At 57.1% G+C, this 18162-nt stretch carries 15 protein-coding genes; 2 read left to right on the forward strand and 13 right to left on the reverse strand.

Features of this window, described 5'->3' with window-relative positions:
* Window positions 1-30 precede the first annotated feature (30 nt).
* From rpoS to tilS, 12 genes are all read right to left on the reverse strand, one after another.
* Window positions 31-1113, reverse strand: coding sequence for an RNA polymerase sigma factor RpoS (gene rpoS / locus Q1A74_RS17300; RefSeq protein ID WP_299599309.1), 1083 nt, complete (start codon window positions 1111-1113; stop codon window positions 31-33).
* 252 nt (window positions 1114-1365) lie between these two features.
* Complete coding sequence (locus Q1A74_RS17305) at window positions 1366-2199, reverse strand: peptidoglycan DD-metalloendopeptidase family protein (protein ID WP_299599311.1); 834 nt, start codon at window positions 2197-2199, stop codon at window positions 1366-1368.
* 209 nt (window positions 2200-2408) lie between these two features.
* Complete coding sequence (locus tag Q1A74_RS17310; protein WP_299599313.1) at window positions 2409-3374, reverse strand: DUF368 domain-containing protein; 966 nt, start codon at window positions 3372-3374, stop codon at window positions 2409-2411.
* A complete protein-coding gene (locus Q1A74_RS17315) occupies window positions 3374-4045 on the reverse strand; it encodes a protein-L-isoaspartate(D-aspartate) O-methyltransferase (RefSeq protein WP_299599315.1) in 672 nt (223 codons plus the stop codon). Before Q1A74_RS17315 ends, Q1A74_RS17310 begins: the two co-directional genes overlap by 1 nt.
* 132 nt (window positions 4046-4177) lie before the next feature.
* Window positions 4178-5182, reverse strand: coding sequence for a tRNA pseudouridine(13) synthase TruD (gene truD / locus Q1A74_RS17320; RefSeq protein WP_299599317.1), 1005 nt, complete (start codon window positions 5180-5182; stop codon window positions 4178-4180).
* Window positions 5179-5682, reverse strand: coding sequence for a 2-C-methyl-D-erythritol 2,4-cyclodiphosphate synthase (gene ispF / locus Q1A74_RS17325; RefSeq protein ID WP_299599320.1), 504 nt, complete (start codon window positions 5680-5682; stop codon window positions 5179-5181). The genes truD and ispF overlap by 4 nt, the downstream gene beginning before the upstream one ends.
* Window positions 5679-6428, reverse strand: coding sequence for a 2-C-methyl-D-erythritol 4-phosphate cytidylyltransferase (ispD, locus tag Q1A74_RS17330; protein WP_299599322.1), 750 nt, complete (start codon window positions 6426-6428; stop codon window positions 5679-5681). Before ispD ends, ispF begins: the two co-directional genes overlap by 4 nt.
* A complete protein-coding gene (locus Q1A74_RS17335; protein ID WP_299599324.1) occupies window positions 6425-6739 on the reverse strand; it encodes a septum formation initiator family protein in 315 nt (104 codons plus the stop codon). Before Q1A74_RS17335 ends, ispD begins: the two co-directional genes overlap by 4 nt.
* Before the next feature lie 284 nt (window positions 6740-7023).
* A complete protein-coding gene (gene eno, locus Q1A74_RS17340) occupies window positions 7024-8310 on the reverse strand; it encodes a phosphopyruvate hydratase (protein WP_299599326.1) in 1287 nt (428 codons plus the stop codon).
* Window positions 8311-8438: 128 nt separating this feature from the next.
* A complete protein-coding gene (gene kdsA, locus Q1A74_RS17345) occupies window positions 8439-9284 on the reverse strand; it encodes a 3-deoxy-8-phosphooctulonate synthase (protein WP_299599328.1) in 846 nt (281 codons plus the stop codon).
* A gap of 105 nt (window positions 9285-9389) precedes the next feature.
* A complete protein-coding gene (locus Q1A74_RS17350; RefSeq protein WP_299599330.1) occupies window positions 9390-11018 on the reverse strand; it encodes a CTP synthase in 1629 nt (542 codons plus the stop codon).
* Between the two features lie 125 nt (window positions 11019-11143).
* Window positions 11144-12469, reverse strand: coding sequence for a tRNA lysidine(34) synthetase TilS (tilS, locus tag Q1A74_RS17355; protein WP_299599332.1), 1326 nt, complete (start codon window positions 12467-12469; stop codon window positions 11144-11146).
* 267 nt (window positions 12470-12736) lie between these two features.
* Here tilS and Q1A74_RS17360 point away from each other — a divergent pair, with 267 nt between their 5' ends.
* Window positions 12737-14359 (forward strand): endo-1,4-beta-xylanase, encoded by a 1623-nt coding sequence (locus tag Q1A74_RS17360; RefSeq protein ID WP_299599334.1) that lies wholly within the window; start codon window positions 12737-12739, stop codon window positions 14357-14359.
* Window positions 14360-14380: 21 nt separating this feature from the next.
* On the opposite strand, the gene Q1A74_RS17365 is transcribed toward Q1A74_RS17360, so the two are convergent.
* Window positions 14381-15553, reverse strand: coding sequence for a helix-turn-helix domain-containing protein (locus Q1A74_RS17365; RefSeq protein ID WP_299599336.1), 1173 nt, complete (start codon window positions 15551-15553; stop codon window positions 14381-14383).
* A gap of 194 nt (window positions 15554-15747) precedes the next feature.
* Between Q1A74_RS17365 and Q1A74_RS17370 the strand changes: the two genes are divergently transcribed.
* The gene (locus tag Q1A74_RS17370; RefSeq protein ID WP_299599338.1) at window positions 15748-17889 is read left to right on the forward strand and encodes a carbohydrate-binding protein; all 2142 of its coding nucleotides are present in this window, start codon (window positions 15748-15750) and stop codon (window positions 17887-17889) included.
* Window positions 17890-18162: the final 273 nt, after the last annotated feature.

Raw genomic sequence — 18162 nt, forward strand, 5'->3', positions numbered from 1 at the left:
CCGGTTGGTCACCAGCCGGGGGGCAACCCATCAAAGATTGGCGAACAGTGACATTCCATCCAGCCCCTGGGCTTCCATCACTTCACGCAGACGTTTCAGTGCGTCCACCTGAATCTGGCGTACACGCTCCCGCGTCAGACCAATTTCACGCCCTACTTCTTCCAGGGTGCTGGCCTCGTATCCACGCAGACCAAACCGGCGGGAAACCACTTCACACTGCTTGTCCGGAAGCTCGCTGAGCCAGCGGTTGATGCTGTCGAACAGGTCCTTGTCCTGCAGCAATTCCGCCGGGTCTGATTCCTGTTGATCCGGAATGGTATCGACCAGTGTCTTTTCCGAGGAAGGGCCGATGGGCGTATCGACAGAAGTCACGCGCTCGTTGAGCCCGAGCATTCTTTCAACATCTTCTACCGGCTTTTCCAGCAGGTTGGCAATTTCTTCCGCACTGGGTTCGTGATCCAGTTTCTGGGCCAGCTCACGAGATGCGCGCAGATAGACGTTGAGTTCTTTCACCACATGAATCGGCAGACGGATGGTACGTGTCTGGTTCATGATGGCGCGTTCGATGGTCTGGCGAATCCACCAGGTGGCGTAGGTAGAGAAACGGAAACCGCGTTCCGGATCAAATTTTTCCACCGCGCGGATCAGACCGAGGTTGCCCTCTTCTATTAGGTCCAGCAAAGCCAGTCCGCGGCTGACATAACGGCGGGCGATTTTTACAACCAGTCGAAGGTTGCTCTCAATCATGCGCTTACGCGCGGCCGCGTCGCCTCGCAGGGCTTTACGTGCGTAGTAAACTTCTTCTTCTGCGGTCAGCAGAGGAGAAAAACCGATTTCGTTGAGATATAGCTGGGTAGCATCGAGATTTTTTTGCCCGCGGGCATCATCCGTTGTACGGATAGGTGTTTTCTGGGAGGTTTTCGTCGTAGACGCTTTCGAAGTGGCTTTCGAAGCGCTGGTTTTGTGAGAGATTGTTTCGGCGCTTTTTTTTGCCGTTTTGCTCCGGGGACGGCTTTTTTTGGTTTCTAATGTGGATTCTTCCCGATCCACTGATTCGGGAGAAAGATCCGCTCTGGCGTTGAGCTCCAGGTGATCGTGTCGTTGTGCTTCCATTTCCCCAACTCCTTGTACTTTGCCTGTATCAGCCGCTTTGACAGCTCGCGACGCTGAATCGGTCGCTGTCAGTGCGACAGCCTCCGTTCCCGGCACTCACCCTCGTTGGTGAGTTGTGTCACTGCAGGGCAGTTACTGCCGATCCCGGTGACTACCTCAAGTGGTTATAAATAAAAGTCCATTTTTATTGCACAACAGCGTAAAGACAGGGAGATCTTCGCACCGACCAGGTCAGATAGACCAAGCAAGGGGTTAAGGCAGATAGATCAATGGATCTACCGGTTGACCATTTCGGCGAATTTCAAAGTGGAGCATATCGCGGTCGGTACCACTCGAACCCAGTTCCGCTATCCGTTGCCCTGCTTTGACCTTCGCCCCCTCACCGACAAGTAACTTGTCGTTGTGGGCATAAGCGCTGAGGAATTCCTCACTGTGCTTGATGATCAAAAGTTTACCGTAACCTCTCAGTGCGCTTCCGGCGTAAATCACTGTGCCATCCGCTGCTGCCTGAACAGATTCCCCCTTTTTCCCGGCGATATCAACACCCTTTCGCAAGGGGTTATTGGGCTGGAAACGGGAGATTACTCTCCCCTTCACGGGCCAGTGCCAATTTGTGTCAAATTTGTTACTGACCGTTTTTGACGATTTTTTCGCAACTTTTGGTGCCGTTTTTTTAACAGGTGCAGGCTTGACTGAGGCCACCCGACGAGGCTTTGCCGGCACCACCGGTGCCTTTTTCACCACTGGCGCTGGCACCCGACCAGTGAGTTTGATTCGCTGCCCGGGAAAGATTCGATAGGGCGCAGGAATCCGGTTTATATATGCCAAGTCTTTGAAATCTTTACTATATCTCCAGGCAATCGAGTACAGGGTTTCACCGCGACTCACCGTGTGGTGCTGGATTTTTTGGCTGGGCGGCTGCCCGAGGGAGGAAGTAGGAGCAAGATTGCTGGAACAGGCCGTGATAACGACCAACAGCAAGGGTGCGGTAATTATTTTAAACAGGGAAAACCCAAAATGGCACAAAAAACACCCTTCCGCTCTGGTGATAACAGTGTTTTTTTGTAGAGTTTTACGCCGATTCATTATTCTCTTTTTACATCAAAGGGGTGCATTTATGGAAAAAGTGTCTAAAGAAATGTGCTGTTTCCCCCCTTGCCGGCGGCGAAAAAACCTGCCCCTTTACACCGCCATGGTGAAAAGCTTTTCTTCAAAATATCTGTCACGTCAGACTTGTAAGTCAGTCGACATTTTCCATTGGCACAAAGCGCCCTGAGCCTGTGAGCCAATTCCCGTTACCGCTGTGCGACTTTTCCTACAAAGCGCCAGTTCAGCCACTCAATCCCCAGCACCAGTAAGACCGCACCTACAGCGGCGAGTGCCGCACCGACAATATAAGAAGGCTCACCGGAGCTCGCGGCAAATTCACCAGGCGAGACATTGGACATCATGGGGACGAATTCCTCCCCCACTCCAGCGGCACTCTCCCCACCAGTACTATCTACCGCCAACTTCCACGGCCAGACAATTTTGAGACTGCCGAGCAGGATTCCCACCAGAAAAGTGAGGGTGACTGACGGGAAGCGATGCATCAGCCAGGAAAGCAACCGGCTGAATAACAACAGTCCGGTAACGGCGCCCGCCGCAAACCACATGAGCGCATTGACCTGAAACTGGTGCACCGCCGCAATGACCTGGGGATATATGCCTATCATCAGCAGGATAAAAGATCCGGAAATCCCCGGCAGTATCATGGCGCAGATCGCCAGGGCACCCGAGAAAAACAGGGTATAAGGATTTGCCGCGATTTCGCTCGGCCGCATCTCGCTGATCAGCACTGCCAGGGCCACCCCAAGGAGCAGCGCCACCCAGCACCGCCAGCTCCACCGGGGTACTCTGCGCGCGATAGGCACCACAGAAGCGAGTATCAAACCAAAAAAGAAGCCCCAGACCACAATCGGGTAGTTCGCCAACAAGTAGCTGATCAATTTGGCCAGACTGAAGATGCTGACGAGAACACCGGAGAATAGCGCCAGCAGAAAGGTACCGTTGATCTGGCGCCAGGCCGCGCCAATACCCTCCTTGAACAGAATGGTGACCGTATGCGGCCCGATCCGGCTGAGGGAATCCAAGAGTTCCTGGTATATACCGGTGATAAAGGCAATGGTGCCTCCAGAGACGCCCGGCACCACGTCCGCCGCCCCCATGGCCAGCCCGCGTGCCGCCACACCGAGATACCGATTCCTTAGTAGCCCGGCCATCAGCGCACGACTCCGCTCAATAAGGGCACAAAACGCACAGGTTCTGCCTTTTCCACGTCGAAACGCTCGCCGTCTTCACTGCGGCTGACGACGGTCAGGTACTGGCTGTCGCTACCCACTGGTATCACCAGTACGCCGCCCGGTGCTAATTGCTCTCTCAGCTCATCGGGGACACTGGCCGGCGCTGCGGCGCATAAAATGGCATCGAAGGGTCCCTGCTCTGGCCAGCCGAAGCCACCATTGCTAAGGCGCATTTCCACATTGTAAATACCCAGTTCGCGCATACGCTGCCGAGCCTTGATCAACAGGGGCTCGACTCGCTCTACCGAATACAGCTTGTCGACCAGCCGGGCGAGGATCGCGGTCTGATAACCGGATCCGGCGCCGACTTCCAGCACCCGGGCACGGGCGCGGGCGCGGCTCATCAGGAGCTCGGTCATGCGCGCAACAATATAGGGTTGGGAGATTGTCTGGCCGTAACCGATCGGCAGGGCGGTGTCTTCGTAGGCACGGATGGCCAGCGCCTCGTCGAGAAACAGGTGGCGCGGGGTGGACGCCATGACATCCAGCACCTCTTCGCTGCTGATACCTTCTTCCCGCAGCCGCTGAATCAGGCGATTGCGGGTACGCTGGGAAGTCATACCCAGGCCTTCATGTCTAAATCGATCCATAAGGACGCACAGTCTCCCTGCAAGCAGATCGCCGGTTGCCACTGCAAAGCGGCACTCTTTATATATTCCGTCTATAAAATCCGGCGATTGGCCGGGGTCACGATTGTGCCACCGGTCACATTTTGTTGTCGTTTATTTTATTGCGCTGAAGGACAGGTTGGCCAGCTCCGCGACTTCCCGCAGTACCGCCGTGGCGAAGGTACCCGGTGGCAGCGCAAATGCCAGTGTGAGGTCACCCTCCTCCCAGCTGGCCTGAAAGCCCTGTGGCTGCAGTACCAGGGCGCGCCGCTCCTGGCTGAGACCACAGTGTTCCAGCCAGTCACGCCACGGCTTCCATGGGGCCATCGCGTCTTCTTCCTGCACCAATTGTTGATCGCTCGCGGGGTTGCGGCCACGCCCCCATAGCGGGCCGGACCCCGTCGCTTCTGGCTCTCCATCGAGTAACTGCTGCCAGTTGCCCTGCCGCACCCGGTCCCCGAGCACCTGATTGAACAGCCAGCTGCGTGCGGCAGACATGGCGAAAGCCTTCTGGTTGCGGGGAATTCTGCCCCGTTTGCCCGCTTGCTGATCCATCGCAAACCGGTTTGCCAGATCCAGGTTACCGCCATTGTGACCGAAGCGCTGCTCGCCAAAATAATTGGGAACCCCGGCAGGCACCTGCGCGAGAACCGCCTCAGCCGCTTCGCGATCCCCCTGCACGTTGCGCAGCCGGATCTGAAAACGGTTGCCCAGGTGATCCCCACGGCGCAGTTTTTTCGTGCCGCGGAAATGCTGAAGCACCGTAATTTCATCGTTGTTCAGCCGATGCCAGTCCGGCTCTGGCTTTTGTGCCAGCCACACACTGAACCACTGAGTGGTGACCGCATGACGATCCTTCAGGCCGTAGTAGCCCACATCTTTGCTTTGTACACCGGCAAGCTGAGCCAGCTGCTGGGCAACATAACCGGTGTTGGCGCCACGTTTGCGGATCTGCACCACCACGTGCTCACTGACTTCCGCTTCGGGCGCAGGCTCGGGCGCTGCCAGCTCATCCACTACAAAATCTTCCGGCTCTGTCCGAAAGTCCGCACGAATGGCGGCGCCGCCGAGGGCGCGCGGCCAATCGAGATCCCAGGGCTGGGTTTCCTGTTCGCTCACGAGGTCATTCCCGATTCTGGGCTTGCCTGCTCAAGCAGCACCACTGCCTGCGCGGCAATCCCTTCTTTGCGTCCGGTAAACCCAAGCCGTTCGCTGGTGGTGGCTTTGACGCTGACTGCGTCCACAGAGACCTCACAATCGGCGGCGATATTTTCCCGCATAGCGTCGATGTGGGGCGCCATCTTGGGGGCCTGGGCGATCAGGGTGGCGTCAGCGTTGACGACCCGGTAGCCGCGCTCGTGAATGAGCCCCACAACGTGGCGGAGTAAAACACGACTGTCAGCACCGGAGTAGTTCTCGTCAGTATCCGGAAAGTGCTTGCCGATATCCCCTAATGCCAGGGCACCCAGCAGTGCGTCAGCCAGTGCGTGCAGCAGGACGTCGCCATCGGAATGCGCGACAAGCCCCAGAGAGTGCGGAATGTGCACGCCACCGAGTACTACATGATCACCGGGGCCGAAGGCATGTACGTCGATCCCCTGACCGATTCTGAAACTCATTGTTCGGTACCTGACTGAAGTTGTTCGAGGGTCTGTCGGTGCTGCAGCAAGACCTCCGCCAATACCAGGTCGGCGGGATGGGTAACTTTGAAATTGCTGCGACAGGCGGGCACCAGTTCGGGCGCGTATCCGGCCAGTTCCAAAGCACTGGCTTCGTCGGTGATGGCCTGTGGGTTTTGCGCAAGTCCTGCCTGCAGCGCTTCACGCAACATTTGCAGGGGCGCCTTTTGTGGAGTCTGCGCAAGCCAGATCTGTTGGCGCGGCAGGGTCTGGCGCACGACAGGTTTACCTGACTCTTCCCGTGACTGCTTTACGGTGTCGCTGGCGGGTTGAGCGAGCAGAGCTGTGGGGCTTGCAACAACCAGGCTTTCTATATCGCTTTTATGAACAAGCGGGCGAGCAGCATCGTGTACCAGCACGGAAGTCTCGGGCGTGGCGAGTTCGCTTAAATAGTCGAGGGCGGCGAGGACAGAGTCGGCTCTTTCTGTGCCACCAGTGACGGTGTGTACGCGAGGGTCCCGAGCGGCGACGAGTGTGCTGAACTCCTGGTCGTCTGCGGCGATGGCGACGACTATGCCGGTGAGGCCGGGCCAGCCGAGGATATTCTCGAGGGTGTGTTGGATAAGCGGTTTGCCGGCGAGGCTGAGGTATTGTTTGGGTTTGTCTGCGCCCATACGCTTGCCGGTACCGGCGGCGGGGACGATGACCCAGTAGCTGGTTTCAACCGGGTGGGAGGCAGTGGTCATTCTTTTTCCCGCGATGACTGCTCAGGATGCTTGTGCTTATCCTGGTCGAGAAAAATAAACAGGGTTTCCCCTTCTTTGATGAGGCCGAGGTCGTAACGCGCTTTGGCTTCTACGCCGTCGGTACCTTCTTTGAGACTGCGCACTTCGCGCAGTAGCTGACGGTTTTCCCGTTCAAGAGCGGCATTCTTCTGCTGCTGCTCGCCGAGCTGTCGCTCGAGGCGTGTCACTTCCGCAAAGCTGCCGTCCCCTACCCACAATCGGTATTGGGTCATCAGCAACAGCACAGTGAGAATTGCCAGCAGCCATTTCATTTGTATTGTTCTCTTCTGGCTATTGTGGTCCGACTCTTTCGGATCTTGTGGCGGCTCCGCCACCGGTAGTTGTTCTCTAGACACGCCGTGAACGTTCCCATCTGACCGCCACGGATGGCGGGAATGCAGATTTTGCAGGAGCAAAAATCTGCCCTGGGGGCTCTGCACCGCCATCCATGGCGGTGAAGGTCTAGCGAACAACTACCGGCGTCGCAGCCTTCACATCAAAGTTCTGGGCTCAGAACCGGAATGCGAGGAAAAGCCAGTTTACCGAGCTTGCCGAATTACTTGAATTCAGCAATGCCGCGGTAAGGCGCTTTGCCTTCCAGTTCGGCTTCGATGCGCAGCAGGCGGTTGTACTTGGCTACGCGGTCGGAGCGGCACAAGGAGCCGGTTTTGATCTGGCCAGCAGCGGTAGCCACGGCCAGGTCGGCGATGGTGGTGTCTTCGGTTTCACCGGAGCGGTGAGAAATAACCGCGGTGAAGCCTGCGTCTTTAGCCATTTTGATCGCATCCAGAGTTTCGGACAAAGAGCCGATCTGGTTGAACTTGATCAGGATGGAGTTACCAACGCCTTTGTCGATACCTTCTTTGAGGATCTTGGTGTTGGTGACGAACAGGTCGTCGCCAACCAGCTGAACTTTCTTGCCGATTTTGTCGGTAAGAATTTTCCAGCCGTCCCAGTCGCTCTCGTCCATGCCGTCTTCGATCGAAATGATCGGGTAGTTTTCAGACAGCTCTTGCAGGTAAGACGCGAAGCCTTCGCTGTCGAATTCTTTGCCTTCGCCGGACAGGTTGTACTTGCCGTCTTTGTAGAATTCAGAAGAAGCGCAGTCGAGAGCCAGGGTGATGTCGTCACCCAGCTTGTAGCCAGCGGCTTCAACGGCTTCGGCGATGACCTTCAGTGCACCTTCGTTGGACGGCAGATTGGGGGCAAAGCCACCTTCATCGCCAACGGCGGTGTTCAGGCCCTGGGCGGACAGCACTTTTTTCAGGGCGTGGAAGATCTCGGCACCCTGGCGCAGGGCTTCGGCGAAGGTTTTCGCTTTCACCGGCTGGATCATGAACTCCTGGATGTCGACGTTGTTGTCGGCGTGCTCACCGCCGTTAATGATGTTCATCATCGGTACCGGCAGAGTGTATTCGCCAGCGGTGCCGTTGATTTCAGCGATGTGCTGATACAGGGGAACACCTTTGGAGATGGCGGCAGCTTTGGCGGCAGCAAGGGAGACAGCCAGAATGGCGTTGGCGCCCAGCTTGGCTTTGTTTTCAGTGCCGTCAGCGTCGATCATGATCTGATCGAGAGTGCGCTGATCGGTGGCGTCTTTGCCTACCAGCAGGCTGGCGATTTCGCCATTGATGTTTTCAACGGCTTTCAGTACGCCTTTGCCCAGGTAACGGCTTTTGTCGCCGTCGCGCAGTTCGAGGGCTTCGCGGGAGCCGGTAGAAGCGCCAGAGGGTGCGCAGGCAGAACCTACCGCGCCGCACTCGAGAATAACATCGGCGTTAACGGTGGGGTTACCGCGCGAATCCAGTACTTCAAAAGCTTTTACAGCAACAATCTTGCTCATTGTTTTAACGGGCTCCTTGTTTCGAAAATGGTTAGACCTAAAAAATCACTTCTGTGAGGTTTGGAGTTGGTGGCCGCCTTCTCAGGGCCACTCGTTTTAGTTATTCGTTTTTAATCGGTTAGATCGGCTTACTTGGTGTCCAGCGGCTCGAAATTTTTCACCAGATCGTCCACGGCTTTCATCTGCGCCAGGAAGGGTTCGAGCTTTTCCAGCGGCAGCGCGCTGGGGCCATCGCACAGGGCCTTTTCCGGGTTGGGGTGTGATTCCAGGAACAGGCCGGCGATACCGATCGCGAGGCCGGCACGGCCCAGTTCGGTGACCTGGCCGCGACGGCCGCCGGAGGCGGCACCGCCCGGATCGCGCATTTGCAGCGAGTGGGTCACATCAAAAATCAGCGGGGCACCGCCGGAGGCGTCGATCATGGTGCGGAAGCCGAGCATGTCGACAACGAGGTTGTCGTAGCCGAAACAGGCACCGCGCTCGCACAGGATGATTTTTTCATTGCCACCTTCAGCAAATTTTTCCACCACATTTTTCACCTGCGGCGGGCTCATGAACTGTGGTTTTTTCACATTGATCACGGCACCCGTTGCTGCCATGGCAGAGACCAGGTCGGTCTGGCGGGCGAGGAAGGCGGGCAGCTGGATCACGTCAACGACTTCGGCCACCGGGGCAGCCTGGTGGATTTCGTGTACATCGGTAATCAGGGGGACGCCGAAGGTCTTTTTGATTTCTTCAAAAATTTTCAGACCTTCTTCCATCCCCGGACCGCGATAGCTGTGGATGGAGGAGCGATTGGCTTTATCGAAAGACGCTTTGAAAACGTAGGGGATGCCAAGCTTGTCTGTCACCTTCACGTAGTGCTCAGCCACTTTCATGGCCATGTCGCGAGATTCCAGAACATTCATACCGCCGAACAGGGTGAACGGCTTGTCATTGGCAACCTGGAGGTTACCGACTTCGATGGTTTTCATTTTTCTCTTCCTGAGCCAGATTGGATCTGGTCATCGCTCAATTCTTATTGACAGAAATGAGGTGGCGCTGCACGTGTTGCAGCCCCACCTTATCTACCCAATTGGTTACGACTGCTTGTGCTTCAGTGCTGCCGCCACAAAACTTTCAAACAGCGGGTGGCCGTCGCGGGGCGTAGAAGTAAATTCCGGGTGGAACTGACAGGCCAGGAACCAGTTGTGTTCCGGCAATTCAACCATTTCCACCAGGGTGTCGTCTGCGGACCAACCGCCAATTTTCAGGCCGGCCTGCTGCAGGCGGTCAACATAGTTGTTATTGACTTCATAACGATGACGGTGGCGCTCGACGATGACGTCCTTGCCATAAATCTCACGGGCTTTGGTATCTTTGGCCAAACGACATTCCTGGCCACCGAGGCGCATGGTGCCGCCGAGATCGGATTTTTCATCGCGCTTCTCGACCTTGCCTTCGGCATCGATCCACTCGGTAATCAGACCGATCACCGGGTGCTTGGCCTTGGCATCGAACTCAGTACTGTTGGCGCCTTCCAGGCCCAGTACATTGCGCGCATACTCGATCACAACGGACTGCAGGCCCAGGCAGATACCGAGGAAAGGCACGTTGTTTTCGCGGGCATACCGCACGGACTCAAGCTTGCCTTCTAGGCCGCGTTCGCCGAAGCCACCGGGTACCAGTACCGCATCGGCACCTTTGATCAGGTCGAGGCCGTTCTCACCTTCGACATCTTCCGCGTTGATGAAATCAATGTTCACCTTCACACGGTTTTTAATGCCCGCGTGCACCAGCGATTCAATCAGGGATTTGTAGGCGTCCAGCAGCTCCATGTACTTGCCAACCATGGCAATTTTAATTTCGTGCTGCGGGTTCAGTTTGCCGTCGACCACCGCGTCCCATTCAGACAGATCCGGCGCATCGGTTTCAAGCTGGAGTTTTTCCACCACGATCTCGTCCAGACCGTATTCGTGCAACATACGGGGCACACCGTAAATGGTCTTGGCATCGGGCAGTGGCACTACCGCGCGCTCTTCCACGTTGGTAAACAGGGCGATCTTGCGGCGGGAGTCATCGTCGATGGCACGCTCGGAACGGCAAAGCAGGATGTCCGGCTGCAGGCCGATGGAGCGAAGTTCTTTTACCGAGTGCTGGGTCGGCTTGGTTTTGGTTTCACCGGCAGTAGCCAGGTAAGGCACATAGCTCAGGTGCATCAGCAGGGCGCGGTTGGTGCCCATTTCCACACGCAGCTGGCGCACGGATTCCAGGAACGGCTGGGATTCGATGTCGCCGACGGTACCGCCGATCTCGACAATGGCCACATCCACATCGCGGCCGCCTTCGATAACACGGCGCTTGATCTCGTCGGTGATGTGCGGGATCACCTGCACGGTGCCGCCCAGGTAGTCGCCTCGGCGCTCTTTGCGCAGCACGGTTTCATACACCCGGCCGGTGGTGAAGTTGTTGCGCTTGGACATGCGCGTGCGAATAAAGCGCTCGTAGTGGCCCAGATCCAGATCGGTCTCGGCGCCATCTTCGGTCACGTAGACCTCGCCGTGCTGGAAGGGGCTCATAGTGCCCGGGTCAACGTTAATATAAGGGTCAAGCTTCAGGATGGTGACCTTGAGGCCACGGGCTTCCAGAATGGCAGCCAGAGAAGCGGAAGCGATACCTTTCCCCAATGAGGAAACCACGCCGCCAGTGACAAAAATATAGCGCGTCATGCAAAACCTTGGTCAGTTGAATGCCCGACGAGTTCGGGCGTGCGGAACTGGCTCTGGGGGCGCAGCCTCGCGCAACCCGGTGCCTTTGAGATGGGACGCCAGACTACCAGAAAGGCGGTTTCTGCTCAATCTGAAAAACGCCAGATTGGTGGTTTGGGAGGTCCTTCGGCGGTGACAAAAAGGTCGCCCACGGCAACCAGGGTCTCGCCCCGGTAGATCAGCGGAACCCGATCCCGCAGCCAGGGTGGAAGGCCATACTCCTGCAGCAGCTTTTTCAAGGTCTGGGAGTGATGGCGCTCTCGCGGTTTGGCCCGCTCGCCACCCACGCGGAAGCGAACGGTATAGTCCGAGACCGGCCAGTCGCCGGCAGGCAAGAGTACCCAGCTGCCCTGCAGCGCCAATGGTTTCATGCCATCCCACCGCTGTTCACCCCCATCAATAGCATTGAAGGGTTTCAATTGTGGTGTGAGGTACAGCCGATCGCGATAGCGGCGCAACACCCGCTGCCCGAGCGTCACTGCCGGCACCGCATCGTCACCGGCTTCGACTTGACGCAACGCCTGGTCGAGATGTACAGCCTCAGGCATTTGCGAGCCTGATTCCGCCAGCCAGCCGCGCAGCAGATTTTTCCGCCGGGCCGCAGACAGGCCCGAGAAACTGACGCGATCAATACTGACTCCGAACATCTCCCCACGCAGGCCGCAATTTTTCAGGTCCGCTTCGGCCAGCTCGCCGAGCAGCACCGCAGCTTCGCGCAGATTCTCCGCGGCCTGGGCGACCCTGGAATACAGCGGCCAACGGCGCTGCAGCGGGGGAACAACCTGACTGCGAATATAATTTCGGTCAATATTCTGATCCGTATTGCTCTCATCCTCGACCCACTCCAACCCATGAGCGCGGGCGTAATCTTCCAGCTCACTGCGGCGCGCACGCAATAAAGGACGCAATACCGTACAACCCTTCCGCTCACCGCCAAGGGAGCGCCATTCACGCATGGCCCCCAGTCCCTGCACCCCCGCGCCACGCAATAAACGCAGTAAAAAGGTTTCCGCCTGATCGTCCGCGTGGTGAGCCAGCAGGACCTGATCGCCCGCTGCCAATACCTGCCCAAAAACTCGGTACCGGGCCTTCCGCGCCCCCTGCTCCAATCCACCATCGCTGCGATTTACCCGCACCTCCCGGCAAACAAAAGGCACCCCCATTTTCCCGGCTACCGCTTCGCAGTGGGCCTGCCACTGGTCCGCCCGCGCACTCAAACCGTGGTTAATGTGCAGTGCCGTGCATGGGATTTTGGCACTGGCGAGCAGGTGCAACAGTACGGTGGAGTCCAGACCACCGGAGTACCCGAGCCACAATTTTCCGGACACTGGACAGCGCAGTAGTGCGTCATCCAGCAATGTGGCAAGCCTGGCGGGGGGAGCCATCACCATTCCGATCCTGATCCTGTTCATTCAATAGGCCGGGAGTATACCGCTGGACTGCACCCCCATATACCGGTCATACGCAGCCACCCAAGACACCCCTCCCTGCTCCGCCCCATGATAGTCATTATGACTATTCTGGAGAAGCAGCGCACAAAACCATGCACTCAACGGCCCGCGTGCCATCGCCATACGTCCCAGCAATGTATGCCCCCTCAGCATGGTTCTGAGCTGTATGTTTTTCAGCACCCTCGCCGGGCACACCATCTTCAAAACTTATGTAAAGAGAAGACACCAATGCCTATTGTCAGACCACCAGCATCATTGCGATTTCAAACGATCTCCCCAAGTGCCCACCGGGCACCCACCGGGAACAAACCGCGCAAGCTCGTCGGGGCCCTACTGTTTACTGCCCTGACTGCTCTGGGGGCCGCGCCCTACAGTGCGCTCGCCAGCTGCGAATACTCCGTCAGCAATGCCTGGAACAGCGGTTTCACCGCAAATGTTCGGGTCACCAACGATACCGATTCCGCGATCGACGGATGGCAGGTGCAGTGGCAATACAGCGGCGACAACCGGGTCACGAACACCTGGAATGCGGAGGTTTCGGGTGGGAATCCGTACATCGCAACGAACGCCGGCTGGAATGCCAGCCTGCAACCGGGGCAGACGGCGGAATTCGGATTTCAAGGCACGTCTACCGGTACTGCCGAAGTACCGCAGGTCAACGGTGCGCTATGCGAACACGGTGGGTCATCCAGTTCTTCGTCGAGCTCTTCATCCAGTAGTAGCTCTAGCAGCAGCTCGTCATCGGGCGGCTCATCTTCCAGTTCATCATCAAGCAGCTCCTCCGGTAGCTCTTCTGGCAGTGGATCGTCATCTGGCAGCAACACCACCAACCTGTACAGCCTTGCAGAGTTCCCGATCGGTGTTGCGGTAGCCGCGGGCGACGATAGCCGGAGCTTCCTGCGCATTCCGGAAAAGGAATCCACCATCAAGCAGCACTTCAGCCAGATTACCGCCGAGAACATCATGAAGATGCGCTTTCTGCACCCGGCAGAAAATACCTACGATTTTGCCGACGCTGACCAGATGGTGGACTGGGCGCTCAGCAACGGCTTGACCGTGCACGGGCACACCTTCCTCTGGCATCACGAATACCAGGTGCCCGACTGGATGAGAAATTACAACGGCGACTTCCAGATCATGCTCAACGAGCACGTGGCCACCATTGCCGATCATTTTGCAGGGCGTGTCACCAGCTGGGATGTGGTGAACGAGGTACTCGATGAGACCCAGTCGAATTGTTACCGCAACTCCCTGTTCTACCAGCGTCTTGGCAGCGACTACGTTAACGCCGCTTTTATTGCCGCGGATGCCGCAGACCCTGAGGTAGATCTGTACTACAACGATTACAGTATCTCCGGCGGCAACACCGCCAAGTTCAACTGTTTGCTCACCATGCTGGACGAGATGCAGGCAGAGGAAGTCCCCATCGACGGGGTCGGCCTGCAGATGCACATACAGATTGACTGGCCCACTACCAGCCATTTACGCAGCGCCTTCCAGGCCATCGTCGATCGCGGTCTCAAGGTAAAAATCACCGAGCTGGATGTACCGGTGAACAACCCCTATTCCTCCGCCCCGTTTCCGCAATACACCCAGTACACGCCGGAAGTCGCAGCACTGCAGAAAGCTCGCTACAAGGCGATCGTACAAACATATCTGGACGTAGTACCGCCGGCACAGAGAGGCGGGATTTCTGTTTGGGGCTTGTGGGATGGCGACAGCTGGATACTGGATTTTGAAAACTGGCAGGGTGCCGACGATTGGCCACTACTGTTCAATGGCCCCGCCAATGGACCCTACCAAGAAAAGCCAGCACTGGAAGGGTTTGCCGAGGCGCTACTGGGCCAGTAACACCTCTCTTTTCATGCGCCCCTAAGCGGGCTCTGGAATGGCGTCGGCCCGGCGGTACTGGGACGGCGTCATCCCGGCGGCTTTCTTGAAGAAGGTATTGAATACGGATTTGCTGTTAAAGCCCACTTCCAGATAAATATCGGTAATGGTCTTCCCTTCCCCATCGGCACTGCGCAACAGGCGCATGGCCTCCTGAATCCGATAACGGTTGATGAACTCGTAGAAATTCACCTCGAAGTGCCGATTGATGATCATCGACAGGTCTCGCGTCGGCACCTCGAGACTCTCCGCCAGCAGATCGATGGTCACGTCCGGTTGTAAATAGAGTTTTTCTGCCTGCATCTTGCGGTCGATGTCTTCCGCCAGGGCCGGATTGCACACCTGTTCGCCCGCGGCTTTGCGCGGTTTTTCCGGCTCGCGCACGGATTCAAAACTGGCGAAGTAGCGCACACCGGTAAACACCAGCAGGTTCACCAGTACGAACACCGTGTAGTAACCGGTGAGCCCGATTTTTTCGAACACCCCCAGATCGTAGTGCTGATACAGGCTGAACATCTTGGCGATACTCAACACCACCTCCATCAGCATCACCAGCATAAATCCGAACACCAGTGTCCAGATCCAGGTCACATCCACCTTTTCCACATTAGAGTGAGTGGATTTCAAACGCTGGGTGTATTTCACAATCAGCAGCAATGACCAGAGGCAGTAGGCCACCCGCAGGCCCTTGCACAAAAACTCCACCAGCACGTAATGCCAGCCGTACACCAGGGTTTCGCTACTGATCAGATCTAACCGCTGTTCTAGCGGCAGACGGAAAAACACCGCGCTCATGTAAACCAGTGCCAGGACAAACGGCAACAGGTGCACCGCATCGCGAGGGCGCAGGGAAAAGTCGCGGAAGATCAGGGATTTGACGCAGAAAAACAGCAGCATGCCGTCCAGGTAATAGGCGAAGCCACCGAGGAAGTACACCTGTGGCAGCCACTCACGCACCGCAAATTTGAATTCCGCGCCCCACAACACCAGCTCGTGGAGCGGGATAAACGCGTGCGCAAACAGAAAAGCTGCAAGGAAGTAGGTACTCACCTGTTTGCTGGTGTTGGTGGCCAACAGAAGTACCGCAAAGAACAGACACTGCATGGCCGTCATCAGCAGCACGACATCGTGAAAGTTAAACAGAACCTGGCTCATTTTTATGATTTTTATCCAATCGTTTCCGGGCGTTCGGATGCCCCGCGGCAGCCGAACGGGTTCGACTAACCACATACCACTGTTTTCACGTCGTCAGAACGACGCCGCCTGCACTCCCCTCTTAGGGTGTCGTTGGCGATCTTGACTCGCCTTATCTCTCTACATCACTTGAAATCATAATAAAGGAAAGCATGATGAGATTTAACTCTGCAAGCGGGCTCGGCAGTCTATTAGCACTGCTCGTCCTAATGTCCCCTTTGACGGTCACTGAAAAAGCCCACGCTCAGTATGTCCACACGGATGGCACCGAAATCGTGGATGGCAACGGTGACCCCATCCACCTGAACGGTATCAACCTCGGCAACTGGCTGCTATGGGAAGGCTATCTAATGATGGGCGACTTTAATTACCGCACCCATACCCAGTTTCTCAACAGCCTCGCCGACACTTTCGGCAGCATGGCCCAGGCGAGGGAGTTCGAGCACCAGTGGCGACTCAATTACGTGACCGAACGGGAGATCGCGGACCTGAAAAGTCTCGGTTTCAATACCGTACGGGTGCCCTTCCACTACAACCTGTTCTGGGAAAACGGCCAATTGTCGGATCACGGCTTCCAGTACTTTGATCGACTGATCGACTACTGCCGCACCCACGGGCTCTATGTGCTGCTGGATATGCACGCCGCCCCCGGCTACCAAAATCCTGGCGACCACAGCGACAACATCGACTCCAACGCCGGCCAGCCGCGGGATTCGGTGAAGTTCTGGGATGGCAACAATGTGCAGATTGCCAGCCAGGTGTGGCGGCACATCGCCGACCGCTATAAGGAGGAGCCGGTCATCTGGGGCTACGATCTGATCAACGAGCCGGTGCCCCAGGCCGGACGCGAGTACGAGCTGCTGCCGTCACTGATCGCCATGCGCGACGCCATTCGCGAAGTCGATACCAACCACGCAATTGTCGCCGAGGGCAGCTGGTGGGGCTCGGACATGCAGAAGATCGACTGGACCGATGCCAATACCCAGACCAATACCGGTATCAGCGTTCGCTGGGACGATAATCTGGTGTACCAAACCCACCACTATGTATTCGGTAATGTGGGCTGGATCCCCGACCTGTACCCCCGCGCAGACATCACCAATGCCATGGGCGTACCAATGATCCTCGGGGAATATGGCGAGGACACCAACGATATCATTCGCCAATTGACCGATTGGTCCATCAACAATATCGCCGGCCAATTCCCCTGGTCGTTCAAGAAGATGAGCCACGACCGCACCCTGTGGACCATTGCCCCCAACAGCGTTTACAGCCAGGTGGTGAACTACATCAATCACGGTGGCACACCCCCGGCCAACGCCTATGCGGGGATGATCGACTTTGCCCAGAACCACATCGGCAACGGCGCCAGTAATGTGAGCTGGCATCAGGGTTTCTACGATGCCATCAAATCCGCGGGCGGCAGTACCCCACCTCCCGCTGGCTGTGATTCCACCGCTGCGCAGGCCGTCGACCGCATCGAAGCGGAAAGCTATTGCGCCATGTCTGGTATTCAAACGGAAGACACCAGTGACAACGGCGGCGGCCAGAATATCGGCTGGACCGACAGCGGCGACTGGCTGGATTACCGCGTCGACGTCCCCGAAGACGGTGGCTACACACTGACCTACCGCGTTGCCAGCACCACCAATACCGGGCAGCTACAACTGCTGGCCGATGGTGCGCAAGTAGCTGATACCAGCCTGCCCAACACCGGTGGCTGGCAGAGCTGGCAGTCCGTTTCCACTAACGTGAACCTCGGCGCCGGCACCCAAACCCTGCGCCTGCAGGTGGCGGGCCCCGGATTCAACCTCAACTGGTTCGAGCTGGAAGTAGGTAGCGGGGAGGAAGAACCCGTGGACCCCACCCCACCGCCATCTGGCGACATTGCCGATGGCGAATACCAGATCCGCAACCTGGCCAGTGGCCTGTTGCTGGCCGTTGCCAACAATGCCACCGGCAACGGCGGCAATGTGATCCAGGGTGGTAGCCAATCCTGGCAGGTGACCGCACTCAGCAATGGAAACTACCGGATCGAAAACAACTACAGCGGACTCGCGCTCGATGTGCAGGGTGTCTCTGCCAGCAACGGCGCCAACATCCAGCAGTGGGAGTACGGTGGTGGTGACAACCAGCAGTGGATTGTCGAACCGGTTTCCGGCAACCAGTTCCGTATTCTGTCTGCACTGAGCGGCAAATCTCTGGATGTTCAGGATGGCTCTACCAGCGCCGGCGGCAATATCCAACAGTGGACCTTCCACGGTGGCGACAACCAGCTGTGGCTGTTTGAAAACTAACCGCACCTGACAGACTCTCTCTTGCCTTGGGCCGCCGGAAACACTCCCGCGGCCCTTTTTTTTGACCGCTTTATGACCCGGCGCCGCCAGCGACCAAAACTTCTAAGTCATTGATTTGCAGACATTTACCCCAGGTTCGACTGCGCGTAGGATAGTCGAACGCCAAAAAAATCGGGATTTTTGCGTTCGAGTAACCGCATCCGGACGCCCGGGCTCCAGGCATTTGGCAAATTTCCTCCGTCGCCCAGATTTGGCGACCGAAAACAATAAACA

It is taken from the genome of uncultured Microbulbifer sp. (assembly GCF_947504145.1).
Taxonomy (GTDB): Bacteria; Pseudomonadota; Gammaproteobacteria; order Pseudomonadales; family Cellvibrionaceae; genus Microbulbifer.